The organism is Paractinoplanes durhamensis (genome assembly GCF_016862175.1).
GTDB lineage: Bacteria > Actinomycetota > Actinomycetes > Mycobacteriales > Micromonosporaceae > Actinoplanes > Actinoplanes durhamensis.
Genome location: NZ_BOML01000013.1, coordinates 25,230 through 51,086 on the forward strand (window position 1 = coordinate 25,230; position 25,857 = coordinate 51,086).

Here is a 25,857-nt window from a genome sequence, read left to right on the forward strand (position 1 = left end):
GCCCCGAGGTCATTTGACCGGCAGGTCCAGGTATGAACCGCCGGCGACGGTGATCGTGCCGGCGCTGTTGGCGTCGTAGTAGAGCGGGTCCACGGTGTCCACGACCAGGGTCAGCGAATGCCCGGCCGGCACGTCGTAGTTGACCGCGGACAGCGACACGTCCAGCGTCCGGCTGCCGGCCGTCCCGGACAGCCAGGTCGCCGGGGCGTGCGTGAGCAGCGCGGCGTTGCCGAGGCTGTCGAGGTCGTAGAGGTAGGCGACCAGCGACCCGTTCGCGGCCGTCCCGGTCAGGTTGAGGTGCACCTTCGGGATGCCGCGCACCTTCAGCGCGGTCGACGGCCGCTCGGCCGCCCAGACCCCGGCCCGGTTGCGGTCGACGAACGGCAGCCAGATCGTCGGCCGCAGCCCGGTGAACGCGCTGATGCCGTTGGTCAGCAGCACCACGCCGCCGTTCGCGACCGTGTCCAGGTCGTTCGGGAGGCTCTTCGACCAGCCGGTGGTGGGGCTGCCGCCGAGCAGGCCGGTGCCGTCGTACCAACGGATCGCGCCCAGGCCGTACCGCTTGGTGCTGGTGGTCTGCGCGCCCCAGCTGCTCCAGGTCTCGGCGGCGGCGTTGTCCGGCTTCAGGTAGACCTTGCCCGGCTGGGTGCCGTTGGCGTCGCTCTTGAGGTAGCGGTCGAACCAGCCGCGGACGCTGGTCCACACGTCGTTGGGCAGGCCGAGGATGCCGGTCAGCTCGGCGATGGCGTGGTCGCCGGGGCGCAGTTCGAGGCGCTTCGGGGTGGTGAGCTTGCCGTAGAAGTCGGCGAGCTGGTTGGGCGGGAAGAACGTGTCGCCCCACGCGTTGGCGATCATCACGGCCGGCGCGTTGGCGTTGATCCGGTCGAGGTAGGTGGCCGGCGAGCGGACCTTGGCCCACTCCATCACCGTGGCGATGTTCCGGTTCGCGGTGAAGTCGCCGAGCATCGTGGTCAGCTCGGCGCTCGGGTGCCCGACCAGCTGGGCGGCCAGGCCGAGCAGGCCGGCCGACTGCAGGTGCCGGGTCTGGTCGCTGTAGAGCGAGTAGTTCAGGTCGGTCCAGCCGCTGAGCATGGCGACCGCGCGGATCCGCTTGTCGAAGGCGGCGCCGAGCAGGCTGATCCCGGCGCCGTAGGAGACGCCGGCGGTGCCGAGCCGGGCCGGGTCGGCCGGGGTGTTGGCGAGCGTCCAGTCGAGCACCTTGGACAGGTCGGCCATGTCCGCGGGCCCCGCGGTGTCGATCTCGCCGCCGCTCGCCCACCAGCCGCGCGGGGTGTAGGAGACCACCACGTACCCGGCGGCGGCCATGCTGGTGGCCTGCGCGATGTACTCGACGTCGTTGAGGCCCCAGCTGGACGGGAAGACGACCGCCGGGTAGCTGCCGGCCGCGGCCGGGGCGACCACGTTGGCCTTGAGCGTCACGCCGTCGCCGGGGATGTCGACGAACTTGACGCCGGTGGTGGTGGCCGCGGCTGCGGCCGGGCCGGGAAGGCCGGCCCCGATCAGAACGATCGCCGCCAGGGTGGACAGCAGCCAGGCGAGCAGGGATGTGGGGCGCGGCACCATGCGCACTCCTCGGGACGGACGGGCGCGACGAAACCTGGGTGGCTGGTGTCGCCGCGCCCGGAGGCGAGAGTGGGAGCTGTGCCGGAGCGCTCCGGTGCCGGGAGCGTAAGAGCAGGTACCGAGAATTTGAACTTCATGACATTATCGTTACTGGCAAGTAACGTTGGTCACTTTACTGGTGAGTAACCAATGTAAAGGGGAGGTCGCGGTGCTCTACGGTGCTCAGCCGGCGCGCCGCCGGGACGCGCAGCGCAATCGGACCGCCATCCTGCAGGCGGCGTGCGAGTTGATGGAAACCGACCAGAACAGCGTCCTGATGCCGGAGATCGCGCGCCGGGCCGGGATCGGCCAGGCCACCCTCTACCGCCACTTCCCCGACCGGACCGCCCTCGCGACCGCGGTCATCGGCTACCTCATCGATCAGCTCGAGCGCTGCGTGGCGGCCGGCCTCGAATCGCCGGCCACCTTCCGCACCGCGCTCAACGAGATCCTGCGCGCCCAGGTCACCATGCGGCCCCTGGTGCAGCTCGCCCGGCGGCTCGACGCGGCCACCCGAGGACGGTTCCTGCGCCGCCTGGTCGGGGTTCTGGCCGAGCCGTTGCGGCGCGCGCAGGACTTCGGACACGTACGAGCCGATCTGGTCCCTGACGACCTGGTTCTGTTGTTCGGTATGGTCGAGGGCGTCGTCGAGGGTGCACGTAGCCATGCCGAGGCGGTGGCGGCCGCCGGCCGTTCCATCGACCTGGCACTAGACGGCGTATTCCGGCCCATTTCGTCGCCTTCCGAGGCGCCACTGCGGATTGGTAAGCTCTGATGTTCGACGAACAGGTGGGATAGTCGATGAGCTCGCCCGATGCAGTGGTGCCCGAAACCGAGGCGCCGGAGTCCGTTCTGCCCGAGATCGCCCCGTCAACCGAAGCCGGTCCTCCACCGGAGGTAGCTGTTTCAACCGAGATCGCTCCTACGCCGGAGACCGCAGCCTCATCCGAGCCTGACGTCGCTCTGTCGCCGGAAAACGCCACTGCCCCTGAGCCCGCCGCCGATGAGCCTGATGCTCCCGATCCCGCTGCACCCGATCCTGCTGCACCCGAGTCCGCCGCACCCGAGTCCGCTGCGCCTGATCCCGCCGCGGCCGCCCGTGAGGAAGCCTGGGCGGCCATCGAGAAGATCAAGGACGAGGACGGGGTCGTGCGCGGTCCGGTCACCGAGGCCGTCAAGGGTGGCCTGATCCTCGACATCGGCATGCGCGGCTTCCTGCCCGCCTCGCTGGTCGAGATGCGCCGCGTCCGCGACCTGCGACCGTACGTCGGCCGCGAGCTCGAAGCCAAGATCATCGAGCTGGACAAGGCACGTAACAACGTGGTCCTGTCCCGCCGCGCCTGGCTGGAGCAGCACCGCACCGAGTCGCGCACCGGCCTGTTCGAGCGCCTCGCCAAGGGCCAGGTCCGCAAGGGCGTGGTCTCGTCGATCGTCGCCTTCGGCGCGTTCGTCGACCTCGGCGGCGTCGACGGCCTCGTGCACGTGTCCGAGCTGTCCTGGCGGCACGTCGACCACCCGTCCGAGGTGGTGCGGGTCGGCCAGGAGGTCGAGGTCGAGGTGCTCGACGTCAACCAGGAGCGCAAGCGGGTGTCGCTCTCGCTGAAGGCGACCCAGGAAGACCCGTGGCGGCACTTCGCGCGGACCCACCAGATCGGCCAGATCGTGCCCGGCCGGATCACCAAGCTGGTGCCGTTCGGCGCGTTCGTCCAGGTCGACGACGGCATCGAGGGTCTGGTGCACATCTCCGAGCTGGCCGGCGGTCACATCGAGTCCCCCGAGCAGGTCGTGCAGACCGCCGACGTGGTCTTCGTCCGGGTGATCGACATCGACCTGGAGCGGCGGCGCATCTCGCTGTCGCTGCGCCAGGCGACCGAGGCCTACCAGGAGGGCGACGAGAACTTCGACCCGACGCTCTACGGGATGGCCGCCACCTACGACAACGACGGCAACTACATCTACCCCGAGGGCTTCGACCCGGAGACCGGCGATTGGCGCGAGGGGTACGACGAGCAGCGCGACGCCTGGGAGCAGCAGTACTCGGACGCTCGTGAGCGCTGGGAGGCGCACGGCCGTCAGGTGCTGGCCGGGCGTGAGGCGGGCCTGGGCCTGTAGCGACGGACGGCTGTGGGAGTCTCGGGAGCATGGCTGGTGACTGGTTTGCCGATGCGGTGCTCTACGAGATCTACCCGCAGTCGTTCGCCGACTCCGACGGCGACGGGGTCGGCGACCTGCGCGGGGTGATCGACCGGCTCGACCACATCGCCTCGCTCGGGGTGACGGTGATCTGGTTCAACCCGTGCTTCGCGTCGCCGTTCGTCGACGCCGGCTACGACGTGTCCGACTACCTGGCGATCGCGCCGCGTTACGGCAGCAACGACGACATGGTGGAGCTCGTCACCAAGGCCGGGCGGCGCGGCATCCGGATCATGCTCGACCTGGTCGCGGGCCACACGTCGATCGAGCATGAGTGGTTCCGCACGGAGGTCGCCGCGGACGGGCCGGACCCGGACGGCGACCGCTACATCTGGTGCGAAGAGCTGCCGGCGAGCGGCTGGGGCCGGGCGATGCCAGGCACGCCGGCCTGGGTGCCGTCGCCGGGGCCGCGCCCGGGGTATTACCTGAAGAACTTCTACGACGAGCAGCCCGCGCTCAACTTCGGCTGGGTCGCCCGGGCCGGGAGCACGCCGGAGCCGTGGCGGGACGCGGTCGACGCGCCCGGGCCGCGCAAAAACGTGCAGGCGCTGCAGGACATCATCGGGTTCTGGCTGGCCAAGGGCGTGGCCGGGTTCCGGGTGGACATGGCGTTCTCGCTCGTCAAGGACGAACTGTGGGACGAGGGCCTGGCCGAGACGGCGGCGATCTGGCGCGAGATCCGGGGATGGCTGGATGAGGCGTACCCGGAAGCGGTTCTGATCCCGGAGGGCAATGAACCGCGGACCGGCAAGCCGTTCGCGTTCGACGCCGATTTCTTCCTGGTGATCAAGGATGCGCACGCGAGCCTGTTCGACAACCACGCGGCGGGCCTGCTGCCGTTCCAGGCGCCGCGGGAGCCGTTCTTCGACGCCGCCGGGCTGGGCAGCACCCGGCCGTTCCTGGACGCCTGGGCGGCGGCCCGGGCGGCCGATCCGGCGCGGCCGATCGTGCTCGCCACCGCCGACCACGACTTCGACCGGCTGCGGGTCGGCGGGCGCACCGAGGAGCAACTGCGGGCGGCCCTGGTCTTCCTGTTCACCTGGGGCAGCGTGCCGTGCCTGTACTACGGCGACGAGATCGGCATGCGCTACCTGCCGGACATGCCGGACGTGGAGGGGGCGATCTGCAATCCGGGCTACAACCGGGCCGGCTGCCGCACCCCGATGCAGTGGGATGACGGGCCCAACGCGGGCTTCTCCACGGCCGGGGCCGACAGGTTGTACCTTCCGGTCGATCCGGACCCGCAGCGGCCGAATGTGGCGGCGCAGGAGGCCGACCCGGCGTCGACGCTGCACTTCGTCCGCGAGCTGATCGCCCTGCGGCACGCCAACCCGGCGCTGCGGACCCGGGCGTCGATCGAGGTGATCAGCGAGGGCTACCCCTTCGCGTACGTCCGGGGCGGCACCCACCTGGTGGTGGTGAACCCCCGCCGGGAGCCGGCGACGCTGGTGGCGCCCCCGGCCACGCCGCTGTTCGCCGACGGGATCGAGCGGACCGCCGACGGGCTCAGCGTGGCAGGGTTTGCCTACGGGATCCTGACGCTCGCAGGTGATGACGGAGGTCCCGGGTCTCGCCGGTGACCGGGCGGGCGGCCAGGATGCACGTGTCGTCGTCCGGGTTGGCCTGCTGCAGGCGCGCCAGGAGCTGCGCGAGGGGCTGCTGCGGGGAGGCGTGCACCGCGTCGTCGACCGTGCGGATCACGTGCGCCAGGCCGTCGTCGGGGCCGCGGTGCCGGTGCTCGACCAGGCCGTCGGTGTAGAGCAGCAGCAGGTCGCCGATCCGGAACGGGAGCCGCTGGGTCGGGTAGACGGCGTCGTCGACGACGCCCAGGATCGGGCCCGGCGGGCGTTCGAGGGGCACGGTGCGGCCGCCCCGGCTCAGCAGCGGCGGCGGGTGGCCGGCCTGCGCCCAGGTGATCTCGCCGGCGGTCGGGTCGAAACGGCAGACCACCGCGGTCGCGGACAGCTCCGGGTTCTCCCGCTCCAGCTCGCAGGTCAGCCGGTTGAGGTGGCCGAGGAGGATGCCCGGGTCGCCGGTGGTGACCGCCAGGGCGCGCAGGGCGTGCCGCAGCTGGGCCATGGTGGTGGCGGCCGGGGTGCCGTGCCCGGCGACGTCACCGACGGCCAGGAGCACCGAGCCGTCGCGCAGGCGGGTCGCTTGATACCAATCCCCGCCGACGAAGCTCTCCTGGCCGGCCGGCAGGTAGCGCAGCGCCACCTTCAGGCCGGGCAGCTCGATCGGCTGCTCCGGGATCGGCAGGATGATCCGCTGCAGGCGGCCGGCCAGGTCGTGCTCGTCGGCCAGCTGCTGCTCGACCTCGGCGAGGCGGCGGGTGTCATTTTCCCGGTCGGTGACGTCCTGCACGATCGCGTAGACCCGCAGCGGGCGGCCGGCCGCGTCGCGGACCGCGTCGGCGACCGTGCGCAGCTGCTTGGCCCGGCCGCCGGTGGCCACCCGGACCGTGACGTCCACCTGGGACGCGTGGTCGTAGGCGTCGAGGGCGGCCCGGATCATGGTGGCGTCGCCCGGCTCGATCAGCGCGTCGGTCTCGGCCGCGGTCAGCGGGCCGAGCCGCGGGTCGCGGTCGTAGATCCGGTACATGTTTTCCGACCAGAACACATCGCCGGTGACCAGGTCCCACTCGCCCCAGCCGAGGTTGGCGAACTGGTCGATCTCGTCGAGTTTGGACCAGCTCAGCAGCAGCCCGTGGCCGAGCCGGTGGGCCCGGACGGTGTAGTGGCCGCCGCCGTAGCGGAACGGGCCGACCGCGGCGGGGCAGCCGGACTCCAGGACGTCCTGATAGACGTCCCAGCCCGCCGGGAACTGGCCGCTGGCCCGCTCGCCGATCAGCTGCCGGCCGCGGCGACCGTCCGGTGTGGCCGCGCCGGGGCTGGCCGCCTGCCAGATCAGGTCGACGATCCGGCCCGCGGAGTCACGCTCCGCGGTCAGGTAGCCACACATTCCGGGGGTGCGGTCGAGCACCCGCTGCACGAGGGACACCCAGGGGGTGAACCGGCGGACCGGCGCCGGGCGGGCCGGGACCGGGGCGGTCAGGGCGGCCGCGACCATCTGCGGGACGGCGGCCGGCGACTCCGCCACGGCCGACGCGACATCGAGGACCCGGATCACTCCGGCGGCCACCTCGGCCATGCCGCGGTGCTGGTCAGCGGCCATCCGCAGCAGGTGGCCGTGGGCCTCGGAAAGGCGGCAGCGGGACCGGCCGGCGAGCAGTCCGACCGCGCGTTCGATGAGGACACGATCGGCCTCGGAAGTGCTCAGCGTGCTCACGGCGTGACTCACCCCGCACCTCCCCGACGTCCCGTTCCGGCTACCGGCCTCATTGGTACGTCAGCGAACGGTCGATCGTCATCGGCCGTTCATCCGGGCTCTGTCGGACCTGCGGTGCTACTCGCTGCACATCACCCGAAAGGGGCTCAGATCTCGAAAAGCTCGCGGATCGCCTCGGTCAGGCGGACCATGCTGGCGCCGGTGACCATGCCGATGCGCTCCGCACCGATCTCGGCCGGGAGCCGCCGCATCCGGTTGACCACGACCACGCCGGTGATCGGATCCTGCTCGGAGAGGGCCACCGCGTACGGCGGGAGCTCGGTGGAGCCGCGCTGGCGCACGATCGGCGCGCAGAACGGCGACGCGTTCTTCCGTTCGTTGTAGCTGTCGCCGGACAGCACGAGGACCCGGTAGCGCAGGTCGGTGCGGTTGCCGATGGTCCAGATCTCGCCCCGCCGCATCTCAGCGCATCCGAGCGGGCATGCGGGCGGGCATGCGGGCAGCGGCACGCGAAGGCATGCCGATGAGGGTACCGCCGCCCGGATCTTAGGTGTCGCGCAGGCTGCGGCGCGCCGGAAAGCCGTTTCCGCTCCCTGGGGATCGAACCAAGATCCCCCTCCCCCCGTAGGTAACAATGAGTGCGTTGAAGGCCGCTAGGGAAGGACGTCAATGATGTCGGAGAAGGCACAGATCGGGGTCACCGGTCTGGCGGTGATGGGACGGAACCTGGCGCGTAACTTCGCCCGGCACGGCCACACCGTGGCCCTGCACAACCGCTCGTACGGCCGCACCAAGGAGCTGGTGGAGGAGTTCGGCCACGAGGGGAAGTTCATCCCCTCGGAGAGCGCCGCGGACTTCGTGGCCAGCCTGGAACGCCCCCGCCGCGTGGTGATCATGGTGAAGGCCGGTGGGCCGACCGACGCGGTGATCGACGAGTTCGCTCCGCTGCTGGAGCCGGGCGACATGCTGATCGACGCGGGCAACGCGCACTACCTGGACACCCGGCGGCGCGAGGCGGCGCTCAAGGAGAAGGGCCTGCACTTCGTGGGCGCCGGCGTCTCGGGTGGCGAGGAGGGCGCGCTGCACGGGCCGAGCATCATGCCGGGCGGCCCCAAGGAGTCGTACGACGCGCTGGGCCCGCTGCTGGAGGACATCGCGGCGAAGGTCGACGGGGAGCCGTGCTGCGTGCACGTGGGCCCGGACGGTGCCGGTCACTTCGTGAAGATGGTGCACAACGGCATCGAGTACGCCGACATGCAGCTCATCGCCGAGGCGTACGACCTGCTCCGCCAGGTGGGCGGCTCGTCGCCGGCCGAGATCGCCGGGATCTTCCAGGGCTGGAACGAGGGCCGGCTGGGCTCCTACCTGATCGAGATCACCGCCGAGGTGCTCAAGCAGGTCGACGCGTCGACCGGCAAGCCGTTCGTGGACATCGTCCTCGACCAGGCCGAGCAGAAGGGCACCGGCCGCTGGACCGTGCAGGCCGCCCTCGACCTGGGCGTGCCGGTCAGCGGCATCGCCGAGTCGGTGTTCGCCCGCGCCCTGTCCGGTGGCGCGGACGTCCGCAAGGCCGCCGCCGACGCCGCGCTGCCGGGGCCCTCCCCGGAGAACAAGCACGCCGGTGACCTGCAGGCGGATGTCGAGCAGGCGCTGTTCGCGTCGAAGATCGTGGCGTACGCGCAGGGCTTCCAGCAGATCCAGGCGGCCAGCAAGGAGTACGGCTGGGCGATCGACCCGGGCGCGATGGCGAAGATCTGGCGGGCCGGCTGCATCATCCGGGCCAAGTTCCTCGACTTCATCAAGCAGGCGTACGACAAGCAGCCGGAGCTCGCGACGCTGCTGGTCGACGAGTACTTCCTGGACGCCGTGAGCGGCGCGCAGGACGCCTGGCGGCGGGTCGTGGCGACGGCGGCGCAGCAGGGCATCCCGGCGCCGGGCTTCGCGTCGGCGCTGGCCTACTACGACGGCCTGCGGGCCAAGCGCCTGCCGGCCGCCCTGATCCAGGGCCAGCGCGACTTCTTCGGCGCGCACACGTACCACCGCATCGACAAGCCGGGCTCGTTCCACACCCTGTGGGCGGCCGAGGGCCGGCCCGAGGTCGACGCCTAGTTGATCACCGAGACGGGGTCGGCGGCCATCAGGGCGCCGGCCTCGTTCGCGGGCAGCGGCTTCGCCATGAAGAAACCCTGCCCGAGGCGGTAGCCCATGTCGCGCAGGCGGTCCAGCTGGGCCTCGCTCTCGATGCCCTCGGCCACCGCCGACAGGCCAAGGTATTCGGCCAGCTGGGCCACCGCCGCCGCCACCGCGAGGCGGCCGCGGTCCTCGCCGTCGGCGATGCCGTCGACGAACGACTTGTCCAGCTTGAGGACGTCCACCGGGAACGCCCGCAGCAGGCTCAGCGACGACTGCCCGGTGCCGAAGTCGTCGAGGGCCAGCCGGACGCCCATCTCGTGCAGCGCGTTCAGCGTCTCGCGGACCTGCCGGCCGTCGGCCACCGACGACTCGGTGATCTCGATGACCAGGTTGCCGGGGAGCAGGCCGTACTCGGCGAGCACCGCCGCGACCTCGTCGACGAAGCCGGACTCGCGCAGCTGGCGGACCGCGACGTTCACGTTGATCGCCTTGATCGCGCCCGGGCCGTACTCGGCCTTCCACGCGGCCAGCTGCCGGCACGCCTCGCGCAGCACCCAGGCGCCCAGCGGCACGATCAGCCCGGAGCGCTCGGCGACCGGGATGAAGTCGCCCGGCGACACGAACCCGCGGGCCGGGTGCTTCCAGCGCACCAGGGCCTCGGCGCCGTGCAGCCGGCCGGTGGCGATGTCGAAGACCGGTTGGTAGAGCAGGAACAGCTCGTTGCGGATGATCGCGTTGTGCAGCTCGCTGCCGAGCCGGGCGTGGTTGACCACCTCTTGGCGCATCCGCGGCTCGAACCGCACCCAGGCGGCCTTGCCGCCCTCCTTGGCCGCGTACATGGCGATGTCGGCGTTGCGCAGCACCTCGTCGGCGCTGTCGCCGGCCCCGGCCACCGCGACGCCGATGCTGGCGTGCGCGAGCAGCCGCTCCTCGCCGACCCGGAACGGCTCGGACAGGGCCCGCTGGATGCGGGCGGCCGCGTCCTCGGCGACGTCGATCTCGTCGGCGTCGAGCAGCACGGCGAACTCGTCCCCACCGAGGCGGGCGGGCAGCTCCGTGACCACGCTGTTGTTCCGCAGGCGCTGAGCGACCTGGTAGAGCAGCTGGTCGCCCAGGGCCGGGCCCATCGTGTCGTTGATGACCTTGAAGTCGTCGATGTCGATCAGCAGGACGGTGGCCGCGCGGTGCCCGGCGAGGCGCTCCTCGAGGGCGGCGCCGAAGCGGGTGCGGTTGGCCAGCCCGGTCAGCGGGTCGGTCATCGCGAGCCGTTCCAGCTCGACCTGCTGGGTCCGGATGCCGACCAGCAGCCGCTTGTTCTCGCGCAGGCCCAGCAGCTGGCGGGCGACCACGCAGACCACGATCAGCGCCGCGCCGACGATCACCGCCCGCTCGCGGCCGCTCATCTCCCGCGACGACACGCTGATCACCAGCGCGGCCGTGGTGACCACGCCGAGCATCGGCAGCAGGTCCCACATCGAGCGGTGCCGCCGGGCCACGTCGGCCGACGGGTGCGCCAGCACGTGCCGCTGGCGCCAGGCGGCCGCGGCGAACGACAGGGCGACCAGCGGGCCGGTGAGCACCGACATCGCCAGGCGGGGGCCGTCCGAGCCGGCGATCAGCACCACCGCGATGGTGGCCCCGACGATCGGGGCGCCGGCCAGCAGTCGCAGCGCGAGGGCGTCGATCGGGGCGTTCGGCATCACCGACGCCTTGCCGATGATCGCCAGGGCGACCAGGCCGAGCACGCCGACGGTGCCGGCCGCCGCCCGGGACTCCAGGTCGACGCCGGGCGGGGCGTAGCTGAGCACGACGTACCAGAAGATCAGGGTGCCGGCGACCGCGACGGTGGTGAGGTCGAGCAGGGTCCGCGACCAGCCGAGCAGGCTGTTCTCGCCGAGCGGCAGGCGGGCCATGGCGGCCACCACCCAGACGATGCCGAGCACGTTGGGTGCGGCCGCGACCAGGGACAGGCCGGCGTTGTTGTTGGACAGCGACAGCGAGACGCAGGAGCCGATGAGCAGCAGCACCGACGCGTGCGACAGCTGCCGCCAGAAGGAGCGCACCGGCCGGGAGACGACGATGCTGGAGCCGATCCGCCAGCAGCCGTAGACGGCGCCGACCAGCGCGATCGGCCCGCCCAGGTAGCCGATCAGCACACCGTCACCGGTCTGCACCAGCAGCCACAGGCACACCGCAGCCGTGACCGCGCCCGCGATCAGCAGCGGGGTCAGCCCGGCTGCCGCGCGGGACCGGCCAGCGGTCACCACGGGTCGTGTCATGAGCTCCCCTGGCTCCCGAGTCAGTATGTCCGTTGCGGCATACCTGTCGGCCGGGAGCAGGAAGAGCTGAGAGGATCAGCCGCGCAGTGCGGCGGAGACCACTCCGCGCGCCTCCTCCTGGATGCGGGCCAGGTGCTCGGGGCCCTGGAACGACTCGGCGTAGATCTTGTAGACGTCCTCGGTGCCGGACGGCCGGGCCGCGAACCAGCCGCTCGCCGTCACCACCTTGAGGCCGCCGATCGCGGCGCCGTTGCCGGGGGCGGTGGTGAGCACCCCGGTGATCGGCTCGCCGGCCAGCTCCTTCGCGCTGACCTGGGCCGGCGACAGCGCGGCCAGGATGGCCTTCTCCTCGCGGGTGGCGGGGGCGTCGATCCGCGCGTACGCCGGCTCGCCGAACTTGGCGACCAGGTCGCGGTAGTGCTCGCTCGGGGTCCGCCCGGTCCGCGCGATGATCTCGGAGGCGAGCAGGTCGAGGATGAGGCCGTCCTTGTCGGTGCTCCACACCGAGCCGTCGCGGCGCAGGAACGACGCGCCCGCGCTCTCCTCACCGCCGAAGCCGACCTCACCCGACAGCAGGCCGGGCACGAACCACTTGAACCCCACCGGCACCTCGTCGAGGTGCCGGCCGAGGTCACCGGCGACCCGGTCGATCATCGAGGAGGAGACCAGGGTCTTGCCGATCGCGGCACCGCCGGGCCAGCCCGGGCGGTTGGCGAACAGGTAGGAGATGGCCACGGCCAGGTAGTGGTTGGGGTTCATCAGGCCGGCGTCGGGGGTGACGATGCCGTGCCGGTCGGCGTCCGCGTCGTTGCCGGTGGCCAGCTGATACTTGTCCTTCTGGGCGATCAGCGAGGCCATCGCGTACGGCGAGGAGCAGTCCATCCGGATCTTGCCGTCCCAGTCGAGCGTCATGAAGCCGAAGGTCGGGTCGACGTTCGGGTTCACCACGGTCAGGTCGAGGCCGTAGCGCTCGCCGATCGCGCCCCAGTAGGCGACGCTGGCCCCGCCGAGCGGGTCGGCGCCGATCTTGACGGCAGACGAGCGGATCGCGTCCAGGTCGATCACGCCGGGCAGGTCGGACACGTACCCGTCGAGGAAGTCGTAGCCGGTGACCTGGGCCGAGTTGCGGGCGCGGGTGGCCGGCACCCGGCGGACCTCCTTGAGCCCGGCCGCGATGATCGCGTTCGCCCGGTCCTGGATCCAGCGGGTCGCGTCGGTGTCGGCCGGGCCGCCGTTCGGCGGGTTGTACTTGAAACCGCCGTCGGCGGGCGGGTTGTGCGAGGGGGTGACCACCACGCCGTCGGCGAGCCCGCCGGTGCGGTCCTTGTTGTGCGCGAGGATCGCCCGGGACACCGCCGGGGTCGGCGTGTAGCCGTCCCGGCTGTCGATCAGCGTGGTCACGTCGTTGGCCGCGAACACCTCGAGCGCGGTGATCATCGCGGGTTCGCTGAGCGCGTGCGTGTCACGGCCCAGGAACAGCGGCCCGTCGGTGCCCTGCGCCTTGCGGTACTCGACGATCGCCTGGCTGGTGGCGGCGATGTGGTCCTCGTTGAACGCGGTCTTCACCGACGAACCGCGGTGCCCGGACGTGCCGAACGCGACCCGCTCACCGACCACGGCCGGGTCGGGATGCTCGGTGTAATACCGGGAGACCACCCTCGGCACGTCGATGAGGTCCCGGGGTTCGGCGGGCTTACCGGCGCGGGGATCAACGGACATGGAGGGGCCTCCTTCGGTGCAGGTAACCTCCTGCGAGCCTATCGATACCGGGTGCCCGCGGCGACGGCGACGTAAGCGCCGGTCCACGGGTTGAACCTTTCCTTTCCGGTATCCGAACTACCTGGCGTGACGAGAGGGGCGATGTGAGCAGAGCCGTGCGTCTGCTGGCGGCCGTGCTGATCGCTCTGGGAGCCCTGGTCCTGCCCGCGAGCCCGGCCAGCGCGCACGCCGCGCTGATCGGTTCGACGCCGGCGCCGGGCAGCATCATCGGCGCCTCCCCCACCGAGATCGTGGTGACCTTCAGCGAGGCGGTCACCCCGGTCGACGGCCGGGTGCAGGTGCTCGACCCGGACGGCAAACGCATCTCCGGCACCCCGACCGCGTCCGGGGCGGTCCTGCGGATCCCGGTCCGCCGGGCCGGCCAGCCACTCGGCACGTACCTGGTCAGCTACCGGGTCATCTCCGCCGACAGCCATCCGGTCGGCGGCGCTATCACCTTCTCGGTCGGCGCGCCCTCCGCAACACCGCCGGAGGCCGCCGAGGCCGGCACCCACCGATCGGTCACCCTGGCGACGCCGGTCACGCGCTTCCTTGGGTACGCGGGCCTGACGCTCGCCGCCGGACCAGCACTGTTCCTGGCCCTGTTGTGGCCTCGTCGCCGCTCCCGGACGGGGGCGACCCGCACCGTTCACGCCGGGCTGGGCCTGATCGCCGCTGCCACCCTGGGTTCGCTCTGGACGCAGGCCCCGGCCAGCAGCGGCGCGGCCCTGTGGGACGTTCGGCCGGCCGAGCTGGGCCAGGTGCTGACCAGCGCGTACGGCCTGACCCTGCTCGCCCGCCTCGCCGCCCTCGCCGTTGCCGCCGCTCTGTTGCCGGCCGTGCTGCGCGGCCACTCCTCCCGAACTCGCGGCCTGGCGCTGCTCGCCGTCGCCCTCGGCGGGCTGGTCACCTGGCCGCTCACCGGCCACGCCGCCGCCTCTCCCCTGGCCGCCGCGATCGTCGCCGCCGACGTCGTGCACATCGCCGCGATGGCCGTCTGGCTCGGCGGCCTGATCACCCTCACCGTCTTCCTGCTGCGCCGCACCGACCCGCGGGTGCTCGGTGTGGTGCTGCCGGTCTGGTCCCGCTGGGCCGCGCTCGCGGTGGTCTGGCTGGTCGCCGGCGGGGTCGTCCAGGCGGTCGTGCAGGTCGGCACGGTCCGGGCGCTGTGGGAGACCGACTACGGCCGCCTGCTGCTGGCCAAGGTCGCCATCCTCGCCGCCACCCTCGCCGCCGCCTGGTACGCCCGGCGGCTGGTCAACCGCCGTCAGGTGCCCGCGGCCGGGGCCGGCCGGATGCGCCGCGCGGTCGGCATCGAGGTCGTCGCCACCGCCGTCATCCTCGGGCTGAGCGCCGTGCTCGTGCAGGTCAATCCGGGTCGCAGCGCCACCGTCGACGAGGGCGCGGTCCGCGAGGACGGCATCTCGCAGACGCTGACCTGCCCGCTCTACACGCTGCAGTTCAACATCTTCCCGGGACAGATCGGCGACAACAACACGATCCACGCGTTCGTCTACACCCCGGCCGGGGCGCCGCTGCCCGCCGACGAATGGACCGTGACGTCGCAGCTGCTCGGCAGGGACCTCGAACCGGTCACCCAGCCGCTGCTCCCGTTGCAGCCCCGGCACCACGCGGCCGGCGCGATCACGTTCCCCTTCCCCGGCGAGTACGAGATCAAGTTCACCGTCCGGATCGGCGAGCTGAACCAGGCCACCGTCAAGACCACGGTCTCGGTACCGGCCAATTCCGCGCCTACAGCTCGCTGACCACCACGTCCAGCTGACGCGGCTTGCCGGCCGCCACCGGTGACTCCTCGATCGTGTACTTGAGATCACGCAGCGTAGCCACCACGTCATCGATCGACGCCGGCTCGGCCCCCGCGGTGGCCAGCGCGCGCACGATGCGGCCCTTGGTGGCCTTGTTGAAATGGCTGACGACGGCCCGCTTCGGCACCCCGCCGACCAGACGTTCGTGCAGCACGCGCACGGTCGCCGCCTGGCCGGTCGGCGACCACATGGCGCCGTAGGCGCCGGAGCGGAGATCCAGGACCGGGCCGTCCGCCGCCGCCGGGTCGAGCGCGGGCTTGAGGTGCTTCTTCCAGTACGCGGTGAGCCCGCCCACGGCCGGCAGGGTGACGCCGACCGAGCACCGGTAGGCCGGGATCCGGTCACCGAGCCGCACCGCGCCCCACAGCCCCGAGAACACCAGCGCGGACTCGTTGAGCCACTGCGGGGCGGCCGGGGGCAGGGTGGCCGCCTCCAACGCTTCGTACAGCACCCCGGTGTAGACCTCGACCGCCGGCGCCGCCGGCGCGTCGGCCAGCCCGGCGTTCCGGAAGATCTCGTCCTTCTGCCCCTCGCTGAGCCCGAGCACCCGTAGCGAGTCGGCCACCGACCGGGCGCTGCCGCGCCGGCACATCGCCACCAGCCGGGTCAGCACCCGCCGCCGGGCCCCGGCCAGCGCGGGCAGCCAGAGCTGGTCGTGGTCGACCGGGGAACCGGCGACGGCGGGTGTCTTGCCTTCGGACGGCGGGAGCAGGATCAGCACCCGGCGAGATTACAAGCCCTTACCGCTTACTGAGCGGCGAGGACGTCCACGACGAAGCGCAGGTCACCCTGGCCGGGGTAGGCCAGCGCCTCGGGCACGTCGAGCTGGGTGCGGCTGCCGACCTTGAGGCCGACGATGCCCTCGTCCCAGCCCTGGATCACGGCGCCGACGCCGATCTGGGTGGAGAACGGCGTGCCGCGCGACCAGGAGGAGTCCATGACCTCGCCGGTCGCGTACTTCACCAGCTTGTAGTTCGCGGTGACCGTCTGGCCCTTCTGGACCGCCGGGCCGGTGCCCGCCACCAGGGTGGTCTTGACCAGCTTGGTCAGCTTGGTGGTGCCGCCCGCCTTGACCTCGGGCTCCTTGCTCAGCGCGGCCGGGGTGTTCACGGCGGCGGCCGACGGCTGGGCCTGCGCGGTGGGCGCGGCCGGCTCGCTCGGCGCGGCATCGGTCGGCTGCGCGGCGGCCGGCTGCGATGCGGCAGGCTGGGTCGACGCCACCGGAGTCTTGTCGGAGTCGTTGTTCTTGACGACGAAGAAGACCACCGTCAGCACGACGACGATCGCTACCCCCGCGAGTGCGCCGGCGAAAGCCTGCCCGCGACGCTTCGCCGACTCGGTCTGGGTGCTCATAAGTTGTCGACTCTCCTGTAACGGGCTCGGGCGGAAACTTCCGACACGGTACCCGCCGGGGTGACCGGCCCCTCACCAAACCTCCACCGAACCGCCGATGCGGGTGATCGTCCGTCCGGACCGTCACTCAAATCGTTCTTCACCGTCACTGATCGAAATGAGATCGTTTACCGGTTCAAGATGTGAGAACGCTTTCACGGCCGGGCGGGGCCGTGCGAACGACCAGGGGAGGGTCGATTGCCGTCGACCGGTTTTGGTCGCGAACCCGCGCGCCGTCGCGGCCCGCGCCGCCGGACCGCCTTCATCGGATTCCGCCGTGCCGCCGAGACACCGCAGGGCCCCGCCCGTGATCGGCACGGGTGGAACGAGATCATGTCCTCGGCCTCGGTGATCCTGGCCGGCGTCATCGTGGTGGTCGGTTTCGGCTTCGTCGCGAGCCGCGTCATCAACAACGACGGGGACAACCCGCTGCCCGACCCGCCGCCCACCGCCGCGCTCGGCGGCATCCCGCTGCCCTCCGGCAGTCCGGGGCCGATCCCGATCGGCACGCCGTCACCGTCGCCGTCGTCCAGCCCGACCCCGACGCCCACCTCGGCCAAGCCGACCACCAAGCCGACGACGAAACCGCCGTTCCAGGGCAGCATCCAGATCGCCGCCTCCTCGGTGCCGTCGACCGTGGACCTGACCGCCGAGGGCAGCACCGACTGGGTGCACTGGGGCCTGGACGGCACGTTCTCCCTGGAACGGGACAAGGGCGGCGGCTTCGCCATCCTGGAGGGCACGCCGACCGCGCCCCGGTTCAAGCACGCCCTGAGCCCGCAGTTCTTCCGGTGGACCGGCGGCGACCCGGTCGACCACAGTGACGGCACCACCACCGGCATCCGCACCTGCGGGGCCGGCAACGCCTTCACCATCAGCGCACCCGCGTCCAGCTCGACCCGGGTGCTGCGGCTCTACGTCGGCGTGATCGACGCGCAGGGAGAGTTGCGGGCCTCGCTGTCGGCCGGTTCCGCGACCGCCGCTCGCTCGGTCCAGCAGCGGGACGGTACCTTCCGCACGCTGGTTTACACGGTCACCTACCGGGCACCGGCGGCTACCAGGATCAATTTCAGTTGGAAGACGCTGCAGGCGTTTGGGGACGGCTGCGGCGGGGTTGCGCTTCAAGCGGCAACCCTGCGCTGATTTACCGAAAAAAGGGGATTTCGTGTTCGCGGGCTGGGGATCGTGGGTTGCCCGCTTCCGATGGCCGGTGCTGACCGTCGCGCTCGTCGCGGTGATCAGCTCGGGCATCTGGGGGCTGGGTATTTTTTCGCAGCTGACCGAGGGCGGCTACACCGACCCGAACAGCGAATCCACCCACGCCCAGGAAGCGATAACCGATGCGTTCGGCGCGCAGGGCGGCGACCTCGTCATCATCTACACCCCCACCCAGGGCAAGATCGACGACCCGGCGCTGGGCAAGGCGGTCAAGGACTCCCTCGCCCAGCTGCCCAAGTCGGCGGTGACGGCGTCCAGTTCGTACTGGTCGACGAAGTCCTCGACGTACGCCGCCGCGGACAAGTCGAGCGCGGTCGCGCTGATCACGCTGGCCGGCACCGGTGACGCCGACAAGCTCGACGCCTACCGGGAGATCGGCGACAAGTTCGCCGTGCCCGGCGCGAAGGTACAGCTCTCCGGGGCCACCGTCCTCGCCGACACCTCCTCCACCCGCTCCACCGAGGATCTCGGCAAGGCCGAGGCGATCAGCGTGCCGATCACCCTGATCCTGCTCGTGCTCATCTTCGGCTCGCTGGTCGCCGCGTCGCTGCCGGTGCTGGTCGGCGGCGCCGCCGTGCTCGGCTCGCTGGGCATCCTGCACGCCATCGCCGGCGTGCACGACGTCAACTCGTTCGCCGTCAACGTGGCCAGCCTGCTCGGCCTCGGCATGGCCATCGACTACGGCCTGTTCATGGTCGGCCGATTCAGAGAAGAACAGGCCGACGGACGTACGCCCGCCGAAGCCGTGGCCCGGACCGTCGGCACCGCCGGCCGGACCGTGGTCTTCTCCGCCACCCTGCTGATGATCGCCCTGGCCGGCCTGCTGCTGTTCCCGCAGGGCTTCCTGAAGTCCCTCGCCTACGGCGGCCTCGCCTCGGTGTTCCTGGCCGCGTTCCTCTCGCTCACCCTGCTGCCCGCGCTGCTGGCCGTGCTCGGCCCGCGCGTCGACAAACTCCCGGTCCGCCTCCCCGGCCGCCGGAACGCCGCCGAACCCGGCAGCGGCTGGACCAGGCTGGCCGGTTTCGTGCTGCGCCGCCCGCTGCTCGTCGCCATCCCGATCCTGGCGTTCCTGCTGCTCCTGGCCGCCCCGATCCGGCACGTGCACTTCGGCGAGAACGACGAACGCCAGCTGCCCGCCGGCGACCCGTCCCGGACGGCGATCGAGACGCTGAAGGCCGACTACCCGCAGTTCACCGGCGACAGCGTGCAGATCGTGCTGCGCGACGCCGACGACACCGCCGGCTTCGCGGTCGAGCTGCGCCAGGTGCCCGGCATCGCGCAGCTCGGCGTGCCCCGCAAGGCCAACGGCGTCGCCCTGTTCACCGCCACCCTCAAGACCTCCGACGCGTTCAGCGCCGAGGCCCGCGACGTGGTCGACGCGATCCGCGCCATCCCGGTTCCGCAGGGCGCGACGGTGCTGGTCGGCGGCACCACGGCACGCAACGTGGACAGCCTCGACGCCACCACCGACCGGCTGCCGCTGATGATCGGCATGCTGGTCGGCGCCACCCTGCTGCTGATGTTCCTGGCCTTCGGCTCGATCCTGCTGCCGATCAAGGCGGTGCTGATGAGCGCGCTCAGCCTCAGCGCCACCTTCGGCCTGCTGGTCTGGATCTTCCAGGAGGGCCACGGCGCCGGCTGGCTGGACGTCTCCCCCGCGCCCCTCGAAATCGGCATCGTGGTGCTGATGGCCGCCGTCGTGTTCGGCCTGTCCACCGACTACGAGGTGTTCCTGCTGTCCCGGATGGTCGAGGCCCGCACCCGTGGCGCCTCGACGAACGAGGCGGTCACCACCGGCCTGGCCCGCACCGGCCGGGTGATCAGCGCGGCCGCGCTGCTGCTCATCGTGGTCACCGGCGCGTTCGCGATGTCCTCGATCACCACCATGCGATTCGTCGGCGTCGGCATGATCATCGCGCTGCTCCTGGACGCCACCGTCGTCCGCATGCTGCTGGTGCCGGCCGTCCTGCGCCTGCTCGGCGACGCCGCTTGGTGGGCACCCGGCCCGCTGCGCCGCCTACAGGAAAAAGCAGGGCTTGCCGAGTACGAGACGGAAGCCCCCGCCGCCACCACGGGACGGCACGCGCTGCCCGACGACACCCAGGTGCTGACCTACCGCCCGAGCCCGTTCGCGCTGCCGGCCGCGTCCCCCGACTTCCCGTGGGCCGACCCCGAGGTCTCCGGCGAGATCGTCGCCACCCGCGCCCTGCCGGCAGCCGACACGAAGCACGCCCTGCCGGCCGGCAGCAACGACGAGACCCAGGTCTTCACCCGCTTCGAGGAGACGCAGGTGCTGAGCCTGCCGGCCGCTCCCGACGCACGGGTGGTCGCCGACGAGGACCCGGTGGACGCCGAGATCGTCGACCCGATCTCCCTGTTCACCCAGCCCGACGTGCCGGTCCTGCGCGAGTTCGACCCGGAGGTGACCGCAACCCGCCTGGCCGAGCTGTCCGGCTTCCTGCCGGCCGCCCCGCGCTACGACGCCCCCGCGTCCCGCCCGTCCTCCTCCGAGGACTCGTTCTTCTTCGGCTCCCCCGGCGCCCCACCGAGCGGCCCCCTGGCCCTGCCGGCCGGCCTGACAAGATTCGACAACCCGTTCGACAAGGACCGCCCCGCCAGCTCGATCCCGGTGATCCCCGGCATGTCCCTGCCGGTGGACCCCCATGCCGAGCCCGACCGCTACGACAAGCCAGTAACCCCCATCTTCGCGTCGACCGCAGCCGAGCCGCCGGTAGGCCCCGACCAGGACAACAACGTCCCTGCCGAGCCGGTCACCGGCTCCGCGTTCGAACCTGCCGACCCGGCCGAGTTCGAGCTCGTCGCCTCGGCCGCCGCAGAGCCGATCGCCCCGACCGAGGTCGAGCCACTCACGCCGGCCGGCCTCGAGCCGGATGCCGCAGACCTCGACCCGGATGCTGCCGCGGACCTTGGGCCGATCGGCGGAACCGCCTCCGAGACGACCGCCTCAGACGACTTCGAGCCCTCAACTGGAACCGCATCCGAGCCCGTCGCCGAGGCCACATTCGAGTCGGCCACCCTGGCTGAATCGGAGCCGGCAGAGCCGACCACGTCGGCGCCAACCCCAGCAACGGACTTCGAGCCGCTCGCGCCCTCCGCTTCCGAGCCGGTCGCCACGACCGCGTCGTCGGTCGAGGCCGAGGCCGAGGAAGAGCCAGAAGCATTCATCCAAGCTCGGGCGACCGTCCCCACCCCTGCCCCGCGCGACTACCGCTACGCCGAGCCCGTCACCGCGGCGGCCGTTCCCGCTGAGGAGGCAGCCTCCGCCGACGCCCGCGCTGCTGAGGAAGCTGTCTCCGTCGAGGAGCCGCTTCCTGGTCGGTGGGTTTCCGGCGAGGCGGCGGACGGGGCCGACGAGTCGGCGCCGGAGCCTGGTGACGAGGTCTATGCGGGGGCGTCCGGTCCCCGCGCGGGCGGGGATGCGCCACTCGACGAGGAGTTCTACGCTCGGGCGGCCGCGACCCTCTTCGGGCCGGATCCGGTCACGCCGGATTACGCGTACGCCCCGTCGGCCTCCGTCGAGGCCGGGCCGACGGTTGATCTCGCCCCCCGGATCGGCGCCGGCCGTCCGGCCACGCTCGCCGACCAGCCGCCGGCGCGCCGCTCATCGAACCGTTCCGCCGACACAGGGTCGTCGTCCACCCCGGAATGGCAGGCACCGCTTCGCCGCCCGGCTACCCTCGGCGATCAGCCGTACTCCCAGCGGACCATCCTCCCGTCCCCGGAGCCGCAGCCCATGACCGAGAGCGAACCGCAGCGACCCCCCGCTGCCGAGCCGGTGCCCCGCCGCCCGGCCGACCTCGCCGACCACCTGCGCGAGTCCCGTCCCGCCGACTTGAGCGACTACACCGAGGGCCGCATCCCGCGGATGCGCCGCCCGCTCGACGGCCCACCCGCCGAGCCCGGCTTCACCAGGCGAAACGAGGGCCCGGCCGCTCCCTCGCCCGAGCCCTCAGCCACCGCAAAGCGCCCGGCAACCCTGGCCGACCACATGTCCAGGCGCGCCGAGACCGCCTCCACCCGGGACACCACCGACCACGACGAATAGCCACCCCGGCGGCGGTCGCGCGGGGTGAGTTTCAGCGGAAGATCAGGCCGCCGCCGACCTCGATCACCTGGCCGGTCAGGGCGCCGGCGCCGTCCGAGACCAGCAGGCGGACGGTGGCGACCACGTCCTCCGGGAGCAGGGACCTCGGGATCGCCTGAGTCGCGACCAGCGGGGCGTGGGCCTCCTCGTCGTGGCCGGCGGCCAGCTCGGCCTCGCCCTCGGTGCGGATCGCGCCGGGGGACAGCGCGTTGACCGTGATGCCCAGCGGGCCGAGGCTGCGGGCCAGCGAGCGGGTCAGGCCGATCAGGGCGGCCTTGCTGGCCACGTAGGAAGGGCCGGACGGGCCGCCCATCCGGACCGTCGGCGACACCACGTTGACGATGCGGCCCCAGCCTCGCTCGGCCATGCCGGCGCTCAGCGCCTGGGCCAGCAGCATCGGTGCCGTCACGTTGACCGCGAACGTGGCGGCCCACTCGTCCAGCGGGAGCTCGCCGAACGGCACGTTGGATGCCCGGGCCGCGTTGTTGATCAGCACGTCGACCGGGCCGGCCAGGTCGGCCAGGCGGGTCACCGCGGCCGGGTCGGACAGGTCGGCGTCGAGCAGCTCGGCGTCAGCGCCCAGGTCGCGGCACAGGCCGGCGACGCCCTCGGTCTCCGCGGCCGCGTCCAGGTGGTGCAGCAACAGCACATTGCCGGGCCGGGCCAGCCCGACGGCGATCGCGGCCCCGATGCCGCGGCGGGCACCGGTGATCAGAATCCGCTGGCTCATGACGGTCACCCTATGCCCGGTCGCGGCCTTCCGGTCGTACCCAAAAAGCTGTGTCCCCGGCCGGAAGCCGGGGACGCACCTCGGGCTACGCCTGCCGGTCCTTGGCCATGTAGTCGGCGTACCAGACCGGCCACTCCGGGTCCGGCTTGCCGGTCTCCTCCTCGTGCTTGCCGTGCGCGGCCGCCGCGTCCCGCAACGCCTGCTAGAGATCGCGGGCGTTGCGGTAGACGACCTCCTCGACCCGGCCGGCCAGGCGGGTGGTGATCTCCTGGAGCAGGAACTCGTTGCCGTCCGGGTCGGTGAACGACACGAACGAACCGTAGGTGGCCCGGCCCGGCGCGAGACCGGCCACCCGGTTCTTCGTGCCGGCGTGGTGGAAGACCCCGCCGGCGTCGTGGAAGATCTCGCTCGCGTCGACCCCGGCCGTGACCAGCTCGGCGCGGGCCTTCTCGATGTCGTCGACGATCAGATGAAGGCCGCGCACCGAGCCGGGCGCCGCCTCGGTGACCTCGGGACCGCCGATGATGATGGACGCGGTCGAGCCGGGCGGGGTCAGCTGGGCCAGCCGGAACCCGCCCTCCCCGGTGAAGTCGGCGTCCTGGCGGAACCCGAGCGACAGGTAGAAGGCCTTGGCCCGGTCGATGTCGGAAACCGGGATCACGATGACCTCGAGCTTGAAGTCCACGGCAGTTCCTCTTCTCGCGTTGGCGTCGCTAGCACCATCGCGCGCCGGGCCACCTCGTCGCACCAGGGACAGTCCCTGGGTCAGATGCCGAGTTCGTTGAACAGGTACAGCCAGATCTCGCTGCGGGTCGGGAACGACGGGATGGCGTGCCGCAGCCGGCGGATCGGCACCTCACCGACGATGGCGATGGTGGCGGCCTGCAGGAAGTCGGCCACCTCGGAGCCGGTGAAAGTGGCCCCGACCAGCACGCCCTTGGCTTCGTCGATCAGGAACCGGCAGGTGCCGGCGCCGCCGCCGGTGAACGCGCCACCGGCGTTGGCCTCGGTGCCGACGTCGACGACCCGGACCGTCACGCCCGCCTTCGCGGCGCCGGCGGTGGTGTAGCCGACCGCGGCCACCTGCGGCTCGGTGAAGATCACCCGCGGTGAGCCGGGGCCGTCGGCGAGGTGCTTCTCCACCATGTCGCCGCCGAGGATGTCGGTGGCGGCGATCGCGGCCTGGTATTTCGCCATGTGGGTGAACAGGGCGCGGCCGTTGAGGTCACCGATCACGTACAGCCCGTCGTGGCCGGGCACCCGCATCCGGTCGTCGACCGTGATGTAGCCGTCGGTGTCCAGGCCGAGCTCCGCCGACTGCGGCGTACGCCCGGCCGCCACCAGCACCTGCTCGGCGGTGACCGTCGAGCCGTCGGCGAGCGTGACGGTGACCTGGTCGCCGTCACGCCGGACCTTCTTCGCGGTCTGCCCGGTGCGGATGTCCACGCCCTGGCCGGCCAGCGACTCGGTGACCTGCACGCAGGCGAACTCCTCCTCGCGCGACAGCAGCCGGTGCTCCCCCTCGACCAGGGTGACCCGGCAACCCAGCGACGCGTACGCCTGGGTCATCTCGGCGCCGACCACCCCACCACCGATCACGATCAGCGAGGCCGGGATGTCCTTGGCCGTGGTGGCCTCCCGGTTGGTCCACGGCCCGGCCTCGGCCAGCCCGTCGATGTCCGGGACGTTGGCGATCGTGCCGCCGGCCAGGATCACCGCCCGCCGCGCCTCGAGGACCTCGTCGCCGACGACGACCCGCTTGTCCCCGTCGAGCCGCCCCCACCCGCGGACGATCGTCACGCCCCGGTCGGTCAGCCACGGCACCTGGCCGCTGTCGTCGAGGTGCCCGATGTTGTCGTCCCGCTTCGCCAGCACGGCCGGCACGTCGATCGTCCCGGTGATCGCCTCGCGAACCCCCGGCACCCGGCGCGCCTCGATCAGCAGCGCCCCCGGCCGCAGCAGCGACTTCGACGGAATGCACGCGTAGTAGGAGCACTCGCCGCCGACCTTGTCCGCCTCGACGATCGCGACCGACAGCCCCGCCTCGGCCAGCCGTCCGGCGGCCACCTCGCCGCCCGGCCCGGCCCCGACGACCACCACATCAAAAGTCTGCATACCCTGATGATCCTGCGTGCCGGTTGCGACCCGATACCTAGGGTGGAGATCATGTCTGTCCTGAGCACCGCGAAGACCCGCACCGCGGTGCGCACCGCCGCCCGGCTGTCCGCCGAGATGCTGCTGATCCTGCTGATGACCGGCGTGACGCTGTGGCTGATCGGCAAGATGTGGTCGGTGGTGTGGCCGCTCACGGTCGCCCTGCTCATCACCACCCTGACCTGGCCGCCGGTCCGTTTCCTGCGCAAGCACGGCTGGCGGCCGGCGCTGGCCGCCTCGGCGGTGACGGTGGCGTTCCTGCTGCTGGCCGCCGGCATCCTGGTCGGCATCGCGGTCCCGGTGGCGGCCCAGTCGGACCAGCTGGCCGACGGCGTGGTCGACGGCATCCAGCAGCTGCGCGAGTGGGCGGCCGGCCCGCCGCTGAACATCGGCGACGACCAGGTGACCTCGGCCATCGACACCGCGGTGGCGAAGCTCCAGAGCAGCATCGGCGACATCGCGACCGCCGCCGCCACCGGGGTGGGCACCGTGGTGAACGCGGTGGTCACCATCGTGCTGGCGCTGTTCCTGATGTTCTTCTTCCTCAAGGACGGCCCGCGCTTCCTGCCATGGCTGTCCCGGCAGCTGCCCGGCCGGCTGTCCCGCGACGTACCCGAGGTGGCTTCTCGCTCCTGGTCGACGCTGGGCGCGTTCGTGCGGTCGCAGGCGTTCGTGGGGATGCTCGACGCCGTCTTCATCGGCCTGGGACTGTGGATCGTCGGGGTGCCGCTGGTCCTGCCGCTGTCCGTGCTCACCTTCGTGACCGCGTTCGTCCCGATCGTCGGCGCCCTGTTCGCGGGCTTCGTAGCCGTACTCATAGCCTTGGTCTTCAAAGGGGTGACGTCGGCGCTGATCGTGCTCGGCATCATCGTGCTCGTGCAGCAGCTGGAGGGAAACGTCTTCCAGCCGATGGTGCAGAGCCGCGGCCTGGGCCTGCACGCCGCGGTGGTGCTGCTGGCCGTGACGCTGGGCGGAAGCCTGGCCGGCATCGTCGGCAGCCTGCTCGCCGTTCCGGTGGCGGCGGTGCTGGCCGCGGCGTGGAACTACGTCCGCGAGCAGCTCAGCGACCCGCTCCCGGAGCCCGAACCCGGCCCCGATCCGGAACCGGTGGAGTCCCTGCCAAACCCGAAACCCGCCGACTGACCCACCGATTCTGAC

At 71.8% G+C, this 25,857-nt stretch carries 17 protein-coding genes and 1 pseudogene; 8 read left to right on the forward strand and 10 right to left on the reverse strand.

What is annotated here, in order from left to right; genetic code table 11:
- Nucleotides 1-9: 9 nt before the first annotated feature.
- Nucleotides 10-1,584, reverse strand: coding sequence for a CocE/NonD family hydrolase (locus Adu01nite_RS06855; protein WP_203725682.1), 1,575 nt, complete (start codon nt 1,582-1,584; stop codon nt 10-12).
- Between the two features lie 208 nt (nt 1,585-1,792).
- Between Adu01nite_RS06855 and Adu01nite_RS06860 the strand changes: the two genes are divergently transcribed.
- The 3 genes and pseudogenes from Adu01nite_RS06860 (at nt 1,793) to Adu01nite_RS06870 (ending at nt 5,396) form a co-directional block, all read left to right on the forward strand.
- Nucleotides 1,793-2,398 carry a TetR/AcrR family transcriptional regulator gene (locus Adu01nite_RS06860; RefSeq protein ID WP_203725683.1) on the forward strand — a complete coding sequence of 202 codons (606 nt, stop codon included), beginning with the start codon at nt 1,793-1,795 and terminating at the stop codon, nt 2,396-2,398.
- Between the two features lie 317 nt (nt 2,399-2,715).
- A pseudogene (locus Adu01nite_RS06865) lies at nt 2,716-3,735 on the forward strand (S1 RNA-binding domain-containing protein); the annotation flags it as partial.
- A gap of 29 nt (nt 3,736-3,764) precedes the next feature.
- Entirely contained in the window at nt 3,765-5,396 is a 1,632-nt protein-coding gene (locus Adu01nite_RS06870; protein WP_203725684.1) for an alpha-amylase family glycosyl hydrolase, read from the forward strand.
- Here Adu01nite_RS06870 and Adu01nite_RS06875 read toward each other — a convergent pair.
- Together Adu01nite_RS06875 and Adu01nite_RS06880 are read right to left on the reverse strand one after the other, a co-directional pair.
- On the reverse strand, nt 5,323-7,116 hold the full coding sequence (locus tag Adu01nite_RS06875; RefSeq protein ID WP_203725685.1) for a SpoIIE family protein phosphatase: 1,794 nt from the start codon (nt 7,114-7,116) through the stop codon (nt 5,323-5,325). The two genes, Adu01nite_RS06870 and Adu01nite_RS06875, sit on opposite strands and share 74 nt — an antisense overlap.
- A 134-nt stretch (nt 7,117-7,250) precedes the next feature.
- Nucleotides 7,251-7,565, reverse strand: coding sequence for a type II toxin-antitoxin system PemK/MazF family toxin (locus tag Adu01nite_RS06880; RefSeq protein WP_203725686.1), 315 nt, complete (start codon nt 7,563-7,565; stop codon nt 7,251-7,253).
- 211 nt (nt 7,566-7,776) lie between these two features.
- Here Adu01nite_RS06880 and gnd point away from each other — a divergent pair, with 211 nt between their 5' ends.
- Entirely contained in the window at nt 7,777-9,213 is a 1,437-nt protein-coding gene (gnd, locus tag Adu01nite_RS06885) for an NADP-dependent phosphogluconate dehydrogenase (RefSeq protein ID WP_203725687.1), read from the forward strand.
- Here gnd and Adu01nite_RS06890 read toward each other — a convergent pair.
- Complete coding sequence (locus Adu01nite_RS06890; RefSeq protein WP_203725688.1) at nt 9,210-11,516, reverse strand: putative bifunctional diguanylate cyclase/phosphodiesterase; 2,307 nt, start codon at nt 11,514-11,516, stop codon at nt 9,210-9,212. The two genes, gnd and Adu01nite_RS06890, sit on opposite strands and share 4 nt — an antisense overlap.
- Nucleotides 11,517-11,591: 75 nt before the next feature.
- Entirely contained in the window at nt 11,592-13,235 is a 1,644-nt protein-coding gene (gene pgm / locus Adu01nite_RS06895; protein ID WP_203725689.1) for a phosphoglucomutase (alpha-D-glucose-1,6-bisphosphate-dependent), read from the reverse strand.
- 143 nt (nt 13,236-13,378) lie between these two features.
- Between pgm and Adu01nite_RS06900 the strand changes: the two genes are divergently transcribed.
- Complete coding sequence (locus Adu01nite_RS06900) at nt 13,379-15,040, forward strand: copper resistance CopC/CopD family protein (protein ID WP_239132190.1); 1,662 nt, start codon at nt 13,379-13,381, stop codon at nt 15,038-15,040.
- On the opposite strand, the gene yaaA is transcribed toward Adu01nite_RS06900, so the two are convergent.
- Nucleotides 15,027-15,821, reverse strand: coding sequence for a peroxide stress protein YaaA (gene yaaA, locus Adu01nite_RS06905; protein WP_203725690.1), 795 nt, complete (start codon nt 15,819-15,821; stop codon nt 15,027-15,029). The two genes, Adu01nite_RS06900 and yaaA, sit on opposite strands and share 14 nt — an antisense overlap.
- A 26-nt stretch (nt 15,822-15,847) precedes the next feature.
- Nucleotides 15,848-16,453, reverse strand: a complete 606-nt coding sequence (locus Adu01nite_RS06910) for an FKBP-type peptidyl-prolyl cis-trans isomerase (protein WP_203725691.1) — start codon at nt 16,451-16,453, stop codon at nt 15,848-15,850.
- Nucleotides 16,454-16,825: 372 nt separating this feature from the next.
- On the opposite strand from Adu01nite_RS06910, the gene Adu01nite_RS06915 reads away from it, so the two are divergent.
- The gene (locus tag Adu01nite_RS06915; RefSeq protein ID WP_203725692.1) at nt 16,826-17,635 is read left to right on the forward strand and encodes a hypothetical protein; all 810 of its coding nucleotides are present in this window, start codon (nt 16,826-16,828) and stop codon (nt 17,633-17,635) included.
- 22 nt (nt 17,636-17,657) lie between these two features.
- On the forward strand, nt 17,658-21,776 hold the full coding sequence (locus tag Adu01nite_RS06920; RefSeq protein WP_203725693.1) for an MMPL family transporter: 4,119 nt from the start codon (nt 17,658-17,660) through the stop codon (nt 21,774-21,776).
- Nucleotides 21,777-21,807: 31 nt separating this feature from the next.
- Here the strand turns inward: Adu01nite_RS06920 and Adu01nite_RS06925 are convergent, their stop codons facing one another.
- The 3 genes from Adu01nite_RS06925 to Adu01nite_RS06935 form a co-directional block, all read right to left on the reverse strand.
- Complete coding sequence (locus tag Adu01nite_RS06925) at nt 21,808-22,545, reverse strand: SDR family NAD(P)-dependent oxidoreductase (RefSeq protein WP_203725694.1); 738 nt, start codon at nt 22,543-22,545, stop codon at nt 21,808-21,810.
- Between the two features lie 202 nt (nt 22,546-22,747).
- The gene (locus tag Adu01nite_RS06930; RefSeq protein WP_239132191.1) at nt 22,748-23,230 is read right to left on the reverse strand and encodes a VOC family protein; all 483 of its coding nucleotides are present in this window, start codon (nt 23,228-23,230) and stop codon (nt 22,748-22,750) included.
- Between the two features lie 80 nt (nt 23,231-23,310).
- The gene (locus Adu01nite_RS06935) at nt 23,311-24,660 is read right to left on the reverse strand and encodes a dihydrolipoyl dehydrogenase family protein (RefSeq protein WP_203725695.1); all 1,350 of its coding nucleotides are present in this window, start codon (nt 24,658-24,660) and stop codon (nt 23,311-23,313) included.
- A gap of 51 nt (nt 24,661-24,711) precedes the next feature.
- Here Adu01nite_RS06935 and Adu01nite_RS06940 point away from each other — a divergent pair, with 51 nt between their 5' ends.
- The gene (locus tag Adu01nite_RS06940) at nt 24,712-25,842 is read left to right on the forward strand and encodes an AI-2E family transporter (RefSeq protein WP_239132192.1); all 1,131 of its coding nucleotides are present in this window, start codon (nt 24,712-24,714) and stop codon (nt 25,840-25,842) included.
- Nucleotides 25,843-25,857: the final 15 nt, after the last annotated feature.

Coding starts and splice junctions, on each gene's coding strand:
- Adu01nite_RS06915 (WP_203725692.1), top strand. CDS start 16,826: ATGTCCTCGGCCTCGGTGATCCTGGCCGGCGTCATCGTGGTGGTCGGT.
- Adu01nite_RS06940 (WP_239132192.1), top strand. CDS start 24,712: ATGTCTGTCCTGAGCACCGCGAAGACCCGCACCGCGGTGCGCACCGCC.
- Adu01nite_RS06910 (WP_203725691.1), bottom strand. CDS start 16,453: ATGAGCACCCAGACCGAGTCGGCGAAGCGTCGCGGGCAGGCTTTCGCC.
- gnd (WP_203725687.1), top strand. CDS start 7,777: ATGTCGGAGAAGGCACAGATCGGGGTCACCGGTCTGGCGGTGATGGGA.
- Adu01nite_RS06890 (WP_203725688.1), bottom strand. CDS start 11,516: ATGACACGACCCGTGGTGACCGCTGGCCGGTCCCGCGCGGCAGCCGGG.
- Adu01nite_RS06925 (WP_203725694.1), bottom strand. CDS start 22,545: ATGAGCCAGCGGATTCTGATCACCGGTGCCCGCCGCGGCATCGGGGCC.
- Adu01nite_RS06880 (WP_203725686.1), bottom strand. CDS start 7,565: ATGCGGCGGGGCGAGATCTGGACCATCGGCAACCGCACCGACCTGCGC.
- Adu01nite_RS06855 (WP_203725682.1), bottom strand. CDS start 1,584: ATGGTGCCGCGCCCCACATCCCTGCTCGCCTGGCTGCTGTCCACCCTG.
- Adu01nite_RS06870 (WP_203725684.1), top strand. CDS start 3,765: ATGGCTGGTGACTGGTTTGCCGATGCGGTGCTCTACGAGATCTACCCG.
- pgm (WP_203725689.1), bottom strand. CDS start 13,235: ATGTCCGTTGATCCCCGCGCCGGTAAGCCCGCCGAACCCCGGGACCTC.
- Adu01nite_RS06935 (WP_203725695.1), bottom strand. CDS start 24,660: ATGCAGACTTTTGATGTGGTGGTCGTCGGGGCCGGGCCGGGCGGCGAG.